At 72.6% G+C, this 13275-nt stretch carries 11 protein-coding genes; 2 read left to right on the top strand and 9 right to left on the bottom strand.

Annotation, left to right across the window (positions count from 1 at the left end; genetic code table 11):
• Window positions 1–54: 54 nt before the first annotated feature.
• A complete protein-coding gene (locus WN71_RS18125; RefSeq protein ID WP_079177942.1) occupies window positions 55–951 on the bottom strand; it encodes a class I SAM-dependent methyltransferase in 897 nt (298 codons plus the stop codon).
• A gap of 608 nt (window positions 952–1559) precedes the next feature.
• Between WN71_RS18125 and WN71_RS18120 the strand changes: the two genes are divergently transcribed.
• Together WN71_RS18120 and WN71_RS40945 are read left to right on the top strand one after the other, a co-directional pair.
• Entirely contained in the window at window positions 1560–1880 is a 321-nt protein-coding gene (locus WN71_RS18120; protein WP_046583475.1) for a GYD domain-containing protein, read from the top strand.
• A 23-nt stretch (window positions 1881–1903) separates the two neighbouring features.
• Window positions 1904–2329 carry a hypothetical protein gene (locus tag WN71_RS40945; RefSeq protein WP_046583474.1) on the top strand — a complete coding sequence of 142 codons (426 nt, stop codon included), beginning with the start codon at window positions 1904–1906 and terminating at the stop codon, window positions 2327–2329.
• A 138-nt stretch (window positions 2330–2467) separates the two neighbouring features.
• Here WN71_RS40945 and WN71_RS18110 read toward each other — a convergent pair whose 3' ends face one another.
• The 8 genes from WN71_RS18110 to WN71_RS18075 form a co-directional block, all read right to left on the bottom strand.
• Complete coding sequence (locus WN71_RS18110; protein WP_046583473.1) at window positions 2468–3682, bottom strand: serine hydrolase domain-containing protein; 1215 nt, start codon at window positions 3680–3682, stop codon at window positions 2468–2470.
• Between the two features lie 213 nt (window positions 3683–3895).
• The gene (locus WN71_RS18105) at window positions 3896–4807 is read right to left on the bottom strand and encodes an RNA polymerase sigma-70 factor (RefSeq protein WP_046583472.1); all 912 of its coding nucleotides are present in this window, start codon (window positions 4805–4807) and stop codon (window positions 3896–3898) included.
• Between the two features lie 208 nt (window positions 4808–5015).
• Window positions 5016–6074, bottom strand: coding sequence for a phospholipase effector Tle1 domain-containing protein (locus tag WN71_RS18100; RefSeq protein ID WP_046583471.1), 1059 nt, complete (start codon window positions 6072–6074; stop codon window positions 5016–5018).
• 162 nt (window positions 6075–6236) lie between these two features.
• Window positions 6237–7991: an RICIN domain-containing protein gene (locus tag WN71_RS18095; RefSeq protein WP_046583470.1), complete on the bottom strand. Its 1755-nt coding sequence runs from the start codon at window positions 7989–7991 to the stop codon at window positions 6237–6239.
• Window positions 7992–8037: 46 nt separating this feature from the next.
• Window positions 8038–8799 (bottom strand): carbohydrate ABC transporter permease, encoded by a 762-nt coding sequence (locus WN71_RS18090; RefSeq protein WP_046583508.1) that lies wholly within the window; start codon window positions 8797–8799, stop codon window positions 8038–8040.
• Window positions 8800–8915: 116 nt separating this feature from the next.
• The gene (locus WN71_RS18085) at window positions 8916–9899 is read right to left on the bottom strand and encodes a carbohydrate ABC transporter permease (protein WP_046583469.1); all 984 of its coding nucleotides are present in this window, start codon (window positions 9897–9899) and stop codon (window positions 8916–8918) included.
• 1 nt (window position 9900) lies between these two features.
• Window positions 9901–11151 carry a sugar ABC transporter substrate-binding protein gene (locus tag WN71_RS18080; RefSeq protein ID WP_046583468.1) on the bottom strand — a complete coding sequence of 417 codons (1251 nt, stop codon included), beginning with the start codon at window positions 11149–11151 and terminating at the stop codon, window positions 9901–9903.
• 40 nt (window positions 11152–11191) lie between these two features.
• Entirely contained in the window at window positions 11192–13099 is a 1908-nt protein-coding gene (locus WN71_RS18075) for a glycoside hydrolase family 127 protein (RefSeq protein WP_046583506.1), read from the bottom strand.
• Window positions 13100–13275 lie beyond the last annotated feature (176 nt).

Below are 13275 nucleotides of genomic sequence, written 5' to 3'. Positions count from 1 at the left end.
GGCCGCAGGTGAATCAGGGGCTCGGGACCGCCCGGAGAAGGGAGCCGCCGGGTCTCAGTCCAGGAGTGCTGAGAACTCCGCGACAGCAACCCGCCCCGACCGCAGGGACGCCGACCCCCGTGCCGAGCCGTCGACGGAGCCGAGCGCGTCGGCGAGGCTCTGGAGGTCGTCGTCCGACACCACCCGCAGGCCGTGTTCCGTCAGCAGGGCGGCCATGTGCTGCGGCTTCCACAGTGAACGCCACGGTTCGCCGGCGGTGACGGAGCTGCCGAGCAGACGGGTCAGCAGCCGACCCGCGGTCGCCTTCGCCGAGGGCGCCTGGTAGTTGAGGACGAGGATGCTGCCGGGCGCGCTGCGGGCGGCCAGCGCGGCCAGCGTCGCGCGCACCTCCTCGCGCGCGAGGTAGGGCACGACGCCTTCCCACAGCCAGGCTGTCGGCAGGGACGCCTCGTGCCCGGCGCCGTCCAGCGCCGTACCGAGGTCGTCGACGGCGAGGTCGACCGGAGCGAACCGCACGGAGCGGGCGACGACCGGGGGTTCGCCGTCCTCGGCGAGGCGGGCGCGCTTGTCCCGCTGGGACGCCGGATGGTCGACCTCCCACACGTCCGTGTGCGCCAGTTCCGGCAGCCGCCAGGCGCGTGTGTCGAGACCGGCGCCGAGGACGACGAGCTGCGGGGCCGGGTGGGCGCGCAGGGCGTCGTCGATCGCGACCGTCCGGGGCACCATGATCTCGGCGCAGGCGCGGACGCTCTCGTAGGTGGTGCGGGCGCGGAAGCCGTCCGGCGGGGTGCCGGCTCGTACCTCGTCCACGGGAGTGCGTTCGTCGGTGCTGAGCAGCCGTGCGGCGAGCCGGTCCGAGAACCGGCCCGGGGCGGCGCGTCCGTCCGCGACGGCGCGTCCCTGACAGACCAGCACGGCTGTTCGGCTTGCGGTGCGGGGGGTGTCGTCCACGGCCCCCATCCAAACACGGCGTCCGCTCCGCGGGGGTCGGCAGTGTCCGGCTGCGGGTCGGCGGGGGCTGATCGCGCAGTTCCCCGCGCCCCTTGCGGGGTGTGCCTGCGTTTTTGTCCGCGGGTCGGTGGGGCCTGGTCGCGCAGTTCCCCGCGCCCCTTTGGGGGGGCGGACCTGTGTTTTCGTGTGCGGGCCGGTGGGGGCTGGTCGCGCACTTCCCCGCGCCCCTTGGGGGGGGGTGCCTGCGTTTTTGTCTGCGGGCCGACGGCGGCCGGTCGCGCAAGTACCCCGCGCCCCTGGGAGGGGCTGCGCCGCGGGCCACCTCAGGGGCGCGGGGAACTGCGCGACCAGCCCCCACCGGCCCGCACTGGATCACCCACGGAGGGGCGCGGGGAACTGCGCGATCGGCCCCGGCGGACCCGCGCTCGACGGTCGAGGAGGTGGAGGCTCCCCCCGGGGCGAGCGCGGGGAACCGCGCGGGCCGGGGCCGGGCGGCCGGTGGCGCACGGGTGAATCCCGGCAGGGGACACGGGCCGACCCCCCGCCGCCGGGAAGGCCACCCGCACCACCCGAAACCGCCGGAGGCGGCCAGCAAGGGAGCACCACCGATGCCGAAATACCTCATCCAGGCCAGCTACACCCCCGACGGCACCCAGGGCCTCCTCAAGGAGGGCGCGAGCGGCCGCCGCGCCGCCGTGGAGCAGGTCGTCGCGGGCCTCGGCGGCACCGTCGAGACCATGTACTTCGCCTTTGGGGAGGACGACTTCATCTGCGTCCTCGACTTCCCCGACGCCGTCTCGATGGCCGCCGCCAGCCTGGCCGTCAAGGCCAGCGGCGCGCTCCGCACCCGGGCCACCCCGCTGCTGAGCGTCGAGGAGATCGACGAGGCCGCCCGCCGCCAGGTCGGCTTCCGCCCGCCGGGGCACTGACCCGCAGGTGCTGTACTGAGCACATGGGTGTCGAGGAGCGCTGGCAGCGCAGACAGCAGCAGAGGGTCTCGGACACCGAGACCCGCGAGGCCGAGCGGGTCCGCCGGCACAACGACCGCGTGGACGGCCGGCAGGAATGGTTCGTCGGAGCGGCCCGCCAGGCCTTCGCACGGGGCGACGGCTGGTTCGAGGTCGAGGTCCCCCGGCGCACGGCGGGCTGGCTGATCGACATCCCGCTCACGGAGACCAAGCAGGATCACCCCGCCGTGCCGCAGGCCGCGCGGGGTGACCTGCTGTCCCGGATCGAGGACGTGGGCTGGCGGCTGCACACGGCCCAGTACCTCTACGTCCAGCTCCGCGAGGATGTACGCGACAAGACGTTCTCGACCGGGCAGCGGGTGACGGCCCAGGGAGAGATCGTCGGCGTGTACCTGTTCCAGAGGGTCTGAGGTCAGAGGTCAGAGGTCTGAGGCCTGAAGCTTGAGCCCGGCCCTGGCCCCAGCACGCCGAAACCCGCCGACGGCGAGGTCGGCGGGTTCCCGGTGGGTCCCGCGGCGCGGGCCCGGACCGGTCGGCGCAGGGCGCGCTCAGCGCGTCGGCGCCGCCGCGTCGTACACGTGGTCGGGCGTGACGATCTGGGTCACCGCCCGCGCGACGAGCGAGGACGGCTCCTGGCCGCCCACCGTCACGTCCGTGTTGAGCAGCACCACCAGGGTCGCCTTCTTCGACGGCAGATAGACGGTCACGCTCTCGTAGCCGGGGATGGAGCCGTTGTGCCCGATCCAGCCGCCGCTGTCGAAGATGCCGAGACCGTAGCTCGTGCCGGGGTGGCCGGTCGGCAGGAACTTCAGCCGCTGTCGCTGGGCCTCGGGACTGATCAGCGTGCCGGTCGCGACGACCCTCGCCCAGCGGTGCAGGTCGTCGAGGTTCGAGATCATCGCCCCGGCGGACCAGGCCCAGCTGGGGTTCCAGTCGGTGGAGTCCTCGACCGCGCCGCTCAGCGTCTGGTTGGTGTACCCGTGCGCGTGCGGCTCGGGGAACTCGGCGGCGCGCGGGAACAGCGTGTGGCCGAGGCCGGCCGGGCGCAGCACGTGCCGCTGGACGAAGTCGGCGACGCGCGCGCCGCCGGCCTTCTCGACGACCAGCCCGAGCAGCACCAGGTTGGTGTTGGAGTACTCGAACTGGGCGCCCGGCGCGAAGGTGTTCGCGTGCTTGAAGCCGTACGCGAGCACCTCGCGCGGGGTGAACTGGCGCTGCGGGTCGCTCAGCAGGTCGTGGACGAAGTCCGGGTCGGAGGTGTACGGGAACAGCCCGCTGCGCATCTCCGCGAGCTGGCGCAGGGTGATGTGGCGCCCGTCCGGTACCCCGCTGACGTAGCGGGAGATCGGGTCGTCGAGCCGGACCCGGTGCTCGTCGACGAGCTGGAGCAGCGCGGTGACGGTGAACGTCTTCGTCTCGCTGCCGATGCGCATGAACAGGTCGGGGCTCATCGGCTTGCCGGTGGCGGTGTTCTGGACGCCGGTGGTGCTGAGGTAGTTCCCCTTGCCCGGCATCCACAGCCCGACGACGAGCCCGGGGATGCCGGCCTGCTGCTGCACGTCCGCGATCGCCCGGTCGAGCCGCGCGGTCGTCGCGCGGTCCAGGCTGCTGTGCGGGCAGTCGCCCCGGTCGTGCCGGTGGTGCCGGTCGGCGGCCGTCCCGCGGACGGCACCCGCGGCGGCGGGAGCCAGGGTCACCGGTGCCAGCACGGAGGCCGCCAGCACCGCGGCGGCGAACAGACGTCGGGAGGAGGTACGTCTCATGTCAGGGCGCCTCTTCAGGGGGTATGGGGGTCTCGGGCAACCAACGGCACCACGCCCACCCCGCCCCACCCGCCGCCGCGCGGCACGCACCCCCACGAGACCACTCGATCGGCCCGCCCCGGGGACAGCCCGTCCCGAGCCGCGCTCACCAGGGACAGCCCGCCCTCGGCGCGCCCACCAGGACGGCCCCCCGGCCGCCCCTCAGGGACCCCCTCACTCCACCCCGCTGGCCTCCCGCCCCAGCGCCCACGCGTCCGCGACCGGTCCCAGGTGGCCGAGCTTGTCGGGGTTGACGACCGAGCGGATCGTGCGGATACGGCCGTCCTCGATGTCGACGGTGACCGTCGAGAGGACCTGGCCCTCAGGGTCGCGGAAGACCCCGCCGGGACGGCCGTTCACCGGGTGCGCCTCGAAGCGGACGCCCGCGCGGGCGAACCGGTCCGCGACCAGGGCGATCACCGGGACGGCGTGCTCGCGGCCGGCGATCTCGGACGCGAACAGCGGGGCCTTGCCGCCGCTGTCGCCGATCATCTGCACGTCGGCGGCGAGGAGTTGGCGCAGGCTGTCGACGTCGCCGGCCATGAAGGCGTCGAAGAAGCGGTCCGCGAGCCGCTCGCGCTCCTTGGTGTCCGCCTCGAAGCGGGGGCGGCCCGCGGCCATGTGGCGGCGGGCGCGCACGGCGAGCTGGCGGCACGCCGTCTCCGAGCGCTCCACCGCGTCGGCGATCTCCGTGAACGAGAAGCCGAACACCTCCCGCAGCACGAACACCGCGCGCTCCAGCGGCGAGAGCCGCTCCAGCAGCACCAGCGCCGCCATCGAGACCGAGTCGGACAGCTCGGCCGCCCGTTCCGGGTCCTGGTAGGGGTCGTCGAGCAGCGGCTCGGGGAACCACGGGCCGACGTACTCCTCCCGCCGCTGCCGCGCCGAGCGCAGGACGTCGACCGAGACCCGGGTGACCACCGCCGACAGGTACGCCTTCGTCGACACCGGCCGGGTCGCGACGGCCTGCCAGCGCAGCCAGGTGTCCTGGAGCGCGTCCTCGGCCTCGGTGACGCTGCCGAGGATGCGGTAGGCGATCGCGAAGAGCAGCGGCCGCAGCTCCTGGAACTCCTCCGTACGCGTCACGAGAGCCCTCCCCGTGGGTCCAGCCCGTCCCGCAAGCCCGTCGCGTGATCCCGCACGACCCGCACCTCCCGGTTCCGGAGCGCCGCCGTCCTGTGGTCCGGCTCCTGTGAGAGTGACGAGACGACCCCCGTCATTCGTGACATACGGCCCGGTGGGTGTGACGTACGGCACCAGCGTACGGGCCGCGCCGCCGTACGCGTGCGTGCGGTCACGCCTCCCGTGCCGCCACCGGCTCCGTCCAGTCCGGGTCCGCCCACCGCGTCGCGTCCCCGCGGCCGGGCAGGCCCGCCGGACGGCGGGGTGCGCTCGCCAGGCGCAGCCGTACGCTCGCGTGCAGGACGGCGTCGGCCGGCAGCGGGCGCGGGCGGCGGCCCGTCAGGGCCCACAGGGCGCCGTTGCGGTGGGCCGCCGCGTGGGCGTAGTCCTCCGTCACCGTGCACGCCTCCAGGTAGGCGCCGGGGCGGAACAGCAGGTCCGGTCGGACCCCGTCGGTGATCCACTTCAGAGTGATGGCGGAGAGGACCGGCTCGTCCCGGCCGTGCTCGAACGTGCCCCCGACGTCGGCGTGCACCCCCGCGAACCACACCTCCTGCGCGGTGTGCGCCACGAGCGCGGGGCGGGGCGCGAGGAGGAACTCCCGGAAGGGGCGGCGGTCCTCGTCGAGGGAGACCGCGTGCCGGACCCGGGCGGCGTTGGGCACCTGGTGCGTGTACGGCCCGCGCGGCTCGCCCCGGCGCAGCGGACCGGCCGCCCGCACGGTGTCCCAGAGGCCGAGATAGGCGACCGGGAGGGAGTAGGGGGAGACCTCGCGCGGATTGACCGGCTTCACCGCCGGCCACAGCGGCTCGTCCTCGGTGTGCCGGCAGAAGTCGCTCGAGAAGCGGGCCGCGGCCGGGTCGCCCTGGTCGAGGTGCTCGGCGCGGGCGTAGCGCGAGACGGCGTAGGGCACGAGGTGTTCCGCGCTCGGGCGCAGCAGGCCGGGGCGGTTGAGCAGTCCGGTCAACGCGCGGGCGGTGCGCGCGCCTTGGCCGAAGCCGAACACGTACACCTGGTCGTCCGGCCGCCAGTGCCGGATCAAGTAGGTGTATGCGGCGCCGAGTTCGGCACGCGCGCCGAAAGCCGACCCACCGGGACCGTAGCAGAGCAGTTGCTCCTCGGGCCGGTCGGGCTCCAGCATCCCGAACAGCCGTACCACATTGGTGGGATGGGAGGCCGCGCCCGCCGGGTACCCGGTGCCGTCGAGGAGGACGACGATGTCGCGTGCCATGGTCGCAGCCGTCCTGTCGTGGACCTTCTACCATCGTGCGCCCCAGGGTGTCGGCCGTCGACTCGGGAGTCGTCGTGGGGCAAGGAGGCGGACGCCGTCGAGGCCCCGGACATCGCTGCCCGGGACCTCGCGGTCAGTGCCGTGCCGTGCCCGCCGCCCGCGTCAGCGAGCCGTGAGCTTCCACAGATGGTCCGCCGTGCCGTTGTCGTCCCACTGGAGGACCTGCGCGCCGGAGGCGGTGCTCATGTTGGTGACGCCCAGCAGCAGCCCGCTGTTGTAGTTGGCGATCTTGTAGTAGCCGTCGCCGCTGGGGATCAGCTGCCAGAGGTGGTCCGCGGTGCCGTTGTCGCTCCAGATCAGCGCCGTGCCGCCGTCCGCGGTACCCGCGTTCGTGATGCCGAGCAGCAGTCCGCTCGCCTTGTTGGCGATCTTGTAGAGGCCGGAGCCCGCCGCCGTCAGGGTCCAGGTCTGGCTGGTGCCCGAGCCGGAGGTCGCCTGCACGACCGCCGTACCGGCCGTGGTGCCCGAACCCGAGGTGTCCAGCGCGAGACCGCTGTTCTTGTTGGTGATCTGGTACGACCCCGCCAGCGACGTCGAGGTGCCGCTGGGGGTGACGACCAGGTGGTAGCCGTCGGAGGCGTTCGTCGTCACGGGCACCGTGATGGAGCCGCCCGAGACGGTGTAGTCGGTGTCCGAGATCGTGACCGGCGCCGACACCGCGGTCGTACGGCCCTTGGACGGCGTGTACTCCAGCTTCACGTGCACCGTCGAGCCGAAGGCCGACAGCGAGCCGAGACCGCTGACCGTCACCGCGGACGCGCCGGTGCCGCCGCCGAAGACCACGCTGACCTGCTTGCCGTCACCGGTCAGCGAGGCCGCGCCGTCGATGCCGGTCTGCGCCGGGGGAGTGGTGACCACCATGTTCCCGGACATGGCGCCGTACCACTTGTAGAGCCAGTACGCCCCGTTGGTAGAGCCGCCGGTGTCGGTCAGGGTGTCGCCGAGGGTGCCGTAGTGGTTCCAGAAGGCCAGCTCCGCGTCGTGCACGCCCGCGCGCTCGAACTTCGCGATGTAGCTCGCCAGCGGTCCGGGCACGCCGACCTCGCTCGTGGTGCCGTACTCCTCGATGGAGATCGGGCGGGCGCTGATGCCGAGACTGGACTCCAGGGCGCGGTACGCGGCCACATGGGCGGCGATGTCCTGGGAGCCCTGGAGCTCGTGCCAGGAGACGATGTCGGGCAGCGTGCCGGAGGCCTTCGCGTCGGTGAGGAAGGTGCTCATCCAGCTCTGGTTCCAGGCGGAGTAGCTCGGGCCCTGGATGGACCGGGTGGAGTCCTTCGCGCGGACCTCCTTGTACGTCGTCGCCCAGCCGGAGTCGAAGCCGCCGGCCGAGGAGGTGTTCCAGGTCCAGTCGGGCTCGTTCCACAGCTCGTAGGCGCTGATGTTGCTCGCGCCGGAGGCCTTCACCGACGCCACCTGCTTGTCGACCGCCGCCAGCCAGTCGCTCCAGCTCACCCACTGGTAGGGGAAGGTGGAGTACCAGTCAGGCATCCGGACGACGACCTTCGCACCGGCCCGCGCGGCCTTCGCGGCGACCACGACGGCGTCCCCGGCCGGCGTGCTCTCGCCGTTGGGCAGCTGCGAACCGCCCGGCGCCATCTGCACGAACGTGTTGGGCGCGGTGGCGCTGACCAGGCTGTCGGAGGGGGTGCTGTCGTTGGCCAGGCCGTAGAGGCTGCCGGAGGCGGCATGGGTGACCGAGCGCAGGGTCTGGTCGGCGTGCACCACCAGCGTGGTGGACGACGTCGGCGCGGCGTGCGCCGGGAAGGAGGCGAGGGCGGCGGCGAGGGCGGCCGCGCCCAGGGCGGCGGTCAGTCGGCCGCCGGGTCTGCGGCCGGCCGTGGTCGTGCGGCTCATGGGGGTCTCCTCTGCGGGAGGTGAAGGGTGGGGGACTGCGGCCGGTTCAGTCCTTCACGGCGCCCGCGGTCACACCCGCGGCCACGTAGCGTTGCGCGAGGACGAGCAGAACCGCCGCGGGGATCGACGCGACGACGGCGGTGGCCATGATCGCGTTCCACTCCTGGTTGTTGTTGCCGATGTACTTGTAGATGCCGAGGGTGATCGGCCTCAGCTCGCCTCCGCCGTCGAGGGTGTTGGCGAAGACGAAGTCGGACCAGGCCCACAGGAAGCTGAACAGCGAGACGGTGACGAGGGCGTTCCGGCTCAGCGGCAGTACCACCGAGCGGAAGGTGCGCCAGGTGCCCGCCCCGTCGATGCGGGCCGCGGAGATCAGTTCGCCGGGGATGCCCGACATGAACGCGGTGAAGATCATGACGCCGAACGGCACGGCGATCGTGGAGTCCGCCACGATCAGCCCCCACCAGGAGTTGAGGAACCCCAGGTTGAGGAAGACGCCGTAGAAGCCCATCGCCATGACGATGCCGGGGATCATCTGCGCGATCAGCAGCGCCAGGGCCAGTGCCCCGCCGCCGGGCGCGCGCAGCTTGGCGAGCGCGTAGCCGGCCGGCGCGGCCAGCACCAGGGTCAGCGCGACCGTGCCGAGGCCGATGAGCAGACTGGTGCCGAGGTAGGGCAACTGGTCGTTCAGGACGGCCTGGTAGCCCGCGAAGGTGGGGTGCAGCGGGAACAGGTCGGGCGGGGTCTTGCGCATGTCCTGCTGCGGGGTGAGGGACACGTTGATCATCCAGTACACCGGGAACAGCATCAGCGCGGTGAGGACGAGCCCGATCGCCGTGTGCCGGCGGGAGCGGGCCCGGCCCGCGGGCTGCGACCGGCTCGCGTGGGGCCGCGAAGTCCGACTGCGGGTCCAGGAGTTGGCCGTCATGCTTCCTGCCTCCTCTGGACGCGGATGTACAGCAGCCCGAAGACGAGCGCGATGAGGATGAGGATGTCGCCGACGGCGGCGCCGGGCCCGAACCTGGGCAGCAGGGTGCCGAAGCCCAACTGGTAGGACCATGTGGCCAGTGTGGACGAGGAGTCGCCGGGGCCGCCCTTGGTCATGATCCAGATCAGGTCGAACACCTTGAGCGTGTAGACCAGTCCGAGCAGCAGCGTGATCGCCGACACCGGCCGCAGCAGCGGGAAGGTGATCCGCCGGAACTGCTGCCAGGTGCCCGCCCCGTCGAGCGAAGCCGCCTCGTACAGCTCGGCCGGGATGTTCTGCAGTCCGCTGTGCAGGATCACCAGGTTGAACGGGATGCCGATCCAGATGTTCGCGATGATCACCGAGGTGAGGGCCCAGTTCGGCGAGGTGAGCCAGCCCACCGGCGCCACGCCGAGCAGGTGCAGCAGGTAGTTCACCACGCCCGACTCGCTGTTGAACATCCACGACCAGGTCGACGCCGACACGATCAGCGGCAGCAGCCACGGGATCAGGAACAGCGCCCGCAGCACGGTGGAGAGCCGGAAGTGCCGGTCGAAGAAGACCGCGAGGGCGAGCCCGATGACGTACTGGAAGACGATCGACACCAGGGTGAAGATCATCGTGTGGCGCATCGCCGGGCCGAACGTCGGATCGTCCAGCACCTTGCGGAAGTTGTCCCATCCGGAGAAGGGCGCGTCCCCCGCGACGAAGGACCGGACCGTGTAGTCGCGCAGGCTCAGGTCGAGGTTGCGGTAGAGCGGATAGACGTAGAACGCGGCCAGGTAGACCACGAGCGGCGCGACGAACGCGAGCGCGGTCAGCCGCCGAGTGCGGCGGTGGCGCCGGGCGAGCGCCGAGGCGCCCGCCCGCTCGCCGTCCTCGCCGCCCGCCCCCGGCGCGGCCGCGGCCGGCCGGGGACGGTCGACACGTGCGACGGCCATGTCAGCTGCTGCCCTTCTCCGCCGCCGACTGGGCCGTCTTCAGGGCCGATTCGGGGCTCTTGCCGCCGGACAGCGCCGACTGCACGGCGGTCCACATCTGCTGCGAGATCGTCGGGTACTTGGTGCCCAGGCCGCCGCTGGTGCGGCCGCGCGCCGCGGCCACCGCCGACACCCACGGCTTCAGCTCCGGGTTCTGCGCGACCTGCTGGGTCTGCACCGCGCTGGTCGGCGCGACATACGTCAACGTGGTGTCCGAGGCGAGCAGGTTGGCCGCCGAGGTCAGACAGGTGACGATCTTCTTGCTGACGTCGTAGCGCCCGGTGTCCTTCTGCACGGGCACCGTCACGAACTCGCCGCCCGTCGGCACCGGCGCCGAACCGCCTTTCTGGGCGGGGATGTTGATGACGCCGTACTCGAAGCCCGCCTTGTCGGCGTTGCCGAGCTGCCAGGTGCCGTTCTCGCCGAACGCGTAGTCCCCGGTGGCGAACTCCTGCCAGCTGGTGGTCTGGGTGTTCTGGAGGACGTCCTTGGGCGCGTAGCCCGCGTCCACCCACTGCTTCCACAGCGTCAGCGCGGCGACGCCCTGGCCGGAGTCGAGTTGGGTGAGGTCGCCGCCGGCGCCCCAGAACCAGGGCAGGAACTGGAAGCTGCCCTCCTCGGTGTTGATCGCGGAGAAGGTGATGCCCTTCTTCCCGGCCGCCTTGACCTTCTTCAGCGCCGCCGTGAGCGAGGACCAGTCCTTGATCGAGGCGGCGTCCACACCCGCGTCGGACAGGACCTTCTTGTTGTAGTAGAGCGCCAGGGTGTTGGCGCCGATCGGCACGCCGTACGCCGACCCGTCGAGGGTGCCCGCCCCGATGATGTTCTTCTGGATCGACGACGTGTCCAGGCCGAGGTCGCTCGTCTTGTTGAGGATGCCCGCCTCCACCAGCGTGGAGACGACCGGGTTGTCCACCATCATCACGTCGGGCGCGTTGCCCTGCTGGGCCGCCAGCAGCGCCTTGTTGCCGAGGTCGGTGGTGTCGTAGGCGGTCCGCTTCACCGTCACGCCCGCCTTGGTGCCGCACTCCGCGACGCGCTTGCCCCAGGCCGAGGAGGCGTCGAACTGCGGGTAGGGGTCCCAGAAGGTGTACGTCCCCCCGGCGGAGCCGGAGGACCCCGCGGAGTCGGAGCCGCCTCCGCAGGCGGTGAGGGAGAGGAGCGTGCCGATCGCGGCGGACGCGGCGAGCAGGGAGCGGCGGGTGCGTATCACGGGGTGACCTCGTTGTCGTAGAACGGAAGCTGAGGGACGGTCAGGAGACGGGCAGCCAGACGCGCATGGCGCCGTCCTCGCGGTTGGCCCAGACGGGGTAGGGGACCGCGGTGAGTTCCACGGGGTCGCCGTGTGCCGCGGTGAGCTCCACGGCGCCGCCGGGTGTCGTGGGGCTGCCGGGTGCCACCGGGCCGCCGGGTGCCGCGGGGGCCGTGTCGGCGGCGGCCCGGTACGGCCACCACCCCGGGTCCGGGAGGGGCCGGCGGACACCGGCGGCGATCACGGTGGTGACGCCGCCGAGCAGGTCCGGGCGGTGCCGCACGGCGAGCGGGCGCGTGGGGTCCAGGACGATGTCGTCCAGGCCGCCGCCGGGATGGTCGGCCCCCTCCAGGCAGTACACGAGCGGGCCGCGCTCGATCGCCACGCAGCCGCGCACGGCGTCCACCCGCGGATCGGCCGCCGTCAGCCGTGGTTCCAGGGCGAGTTCGAGGACCAGCCGGTCGCCGGGGCGCCACACCCGCGCCAGCCGCAGCCAGCCGTCCTCGACGGGCGCGTCCGCACGGTCGTACGTCCGCTCGCCGACCCGCACCCGGAACTCCCGGCACCACTGCGGGATGCGCAGCGACAGCGTCCACGGGCGGTCGTCGGGCGCCGCCTCCACAGTGAGGGCGATCGTGCCCTGCCAGGGGTAGTCGGTCTCGGCGCGTACGGTGAACGGGCCGTGCGTGTACGTGCCTTCGGTGTACTGATGGATCTGGAGGCCGTCCGCGTCGCCGCTCGCCAGGTAGTGGTCGAGGGAGGCGAGCAGCCGCATCACGTTGGGCGGGCAGCACGCGCAGCGGAACCAGCGGGTGCGGCGGGCCGACTGGTCGCCGCCGGGGTCGGTGTGGCCGTCGCGGACCTGGAGCGGGTTGACGTACAGCCAGCGCTCGCCGTCGAGCGACACCCCGGCCAGGAAGCCGTTGTAGAGGGTGCGTTCGACCAGGTCGGAGTAGCGGGCCGAGCCGGTGAGCAGGGCCATGCGCCAGCTCCACTGGACGGAGGCGATGGCCGCGCAGGTCTCGCAGTACGCGCGCTCGTTGGGCAGTTCGTAGGGGTCGCCGAAGTCCTCCCAGTCGTGGTGGGCGCCGAGTCCGCCGGTGAGATGGGTCTTGGCGGCGGTCATGGCGTGCCACAACCGCTCGGCGGCGGAGCGCAGTTCGGTCTCGCCGGTCTCGGTGGCGAGGTCGGCCGCGGCGGCCAGCAGATACAACTGCCGTACGGCGTGCCCCTCGACGTCGGTGGCCTCGCGCAGCGGCACGCGGTCCTGGCAGTACGCCTCGTGGCCCAGCAGGCCGTGGCCGTGCCGGTCGACGAAGTACCCGGCCAGGTCCAGATAGCGCCGCTCGCCGGTCTCCCGGTACAGCTCCACCAGGGCGGTCTCCACCTCGGGGTGCCCGTCGATGCCGTCGACCGGGCGGCCACTGCCGGGCGACCCGAAGACGGTGTCGATGTGGTCGGCGAACTTCCGTGCCACCGTCAGGAGTTCCTCGCTCCCGGTGGTGCGGTGGTGGGCCACGGCGGCCTGGATGAGATGGCCCGCGCAGTACAACTCGTGCCCCCAGCGCAGGTCCTGGTAACGCTCACCGCCCTTGACCAGCTGGAACCAGGTGTTGAGATACCCGTCGTCCTGCTGGGCGCCGGCGACCAGCGAGACGATCCGCCCCACCTCCGCCGCGAGCGACGGGTCGGCGCCCTGCCCGAGCTGCCACGCCGCCGCCTCCAGCCACTTGTAGACGTCCGTGTCCACGAACGGGTACGCGCCCCGGAACTCGCCCTCGGCCGCGCCCGCCGCCAGCCGCAGGTTGTGCAGGTTCCCGGCGGACTCCAGCAGGGCCGGGCCCTGAGGGATGGACACACGGGCGTTGGTCTCGCGCCGGGCGTGCCAGAAGCCGCCGGTGATCTCCATGGCCGCCGGACGCAGCACCGCACGGGAGCCGGGGCCGAGGCGGACGGGGCCGAGGCGGACCGGTCCGGTGGGCGTGGCGTCGTCGGACCGGGCGGGATCGGCGGGGGCGTGACCGGTGCGGGCGGGGTCGGGGCGTGCGGGATCGGCCGAGGGCAGGGCGGGGCTTGTGCGGGGCA

The sequence above is a fragment of the Streptomyces mangrovisoli genome (assembly GCF_000974985.2).
GTDB lineage: Bacteria > Actinomycetota > Actinomycetes > Streptomycetales > Streptomycetaceae > Streptomyces > Streptomyces mangrovisoli.
The sequence above is the reverse complement of the archived record's forward strand: the minus strand, read 5'-3'. Positions and strand labels throughout refer to the sequence as shown.

What these genes read in the sequence shown, in the direction of transcription:
- WN71_RS18120 (WP_046583475.1), top strand. Translation starts at nt 1,560, where the DNA reads ATGCCGAAATACCTCATCCAGGCCAGCTACACCCCCGACGGCACCCAG.
- WN71_RS40945 (WP_046583474.1), top strand. Translation starts at nt 1,904, where the DNA reads ATGGGTGTCGAGGAGCGCTGGCAGCGCAGACAGCAGCAGAGGGTCTCG.
- WN71_RS18110 (WP_046583473.1), bottom strand. Translation starts at nt 3,682, where the DNA reads ATGAGACGTACCTCCTCCCGACGTCTGTTCGCCGCCGCGGTGCTGGCG.
- WN71_RS18100 (WP_046583471.1), bottom strand. Translation starts at nt 6,074, where the DNA reads ATGGCACGCGACATCGTCGTCCTCCTCGACGGCACCGGGTACCCGGCG.
- WN71_RS18095 (WP_046583470.1), bottom strand. Translation starts at nt 7,991, where the DNA reads ATGAGCCGCACGACCACGGCCGGCCGCAGACCCGGCGGCCGACTGACC.
- WN71_RS18090 (WP_046583508.1), bottom strand. Translation starts at nt 8,799, where the DNA reads ATGCTGTTCCCGGTGTACTGGATGATCAACGTGTCCCTCACCCCGCAG.
- WN71_RS18085 (WP_046583469.1), bottom strand. Translation starts at nt 9,899, where the DNA reads ATGGCCGTCGCACGTGTCGACCGTCCCCGGCCGGCCGCGGCCGCGCCG.
- WN71_RS18075 (WP_046583506.1), bottom strand. Translation starts at nt 13,099, where the DNA reads ATGGAGATCACCGGCGGCTTCTGGCACGCCCGGCGCGAGACCAACGCC.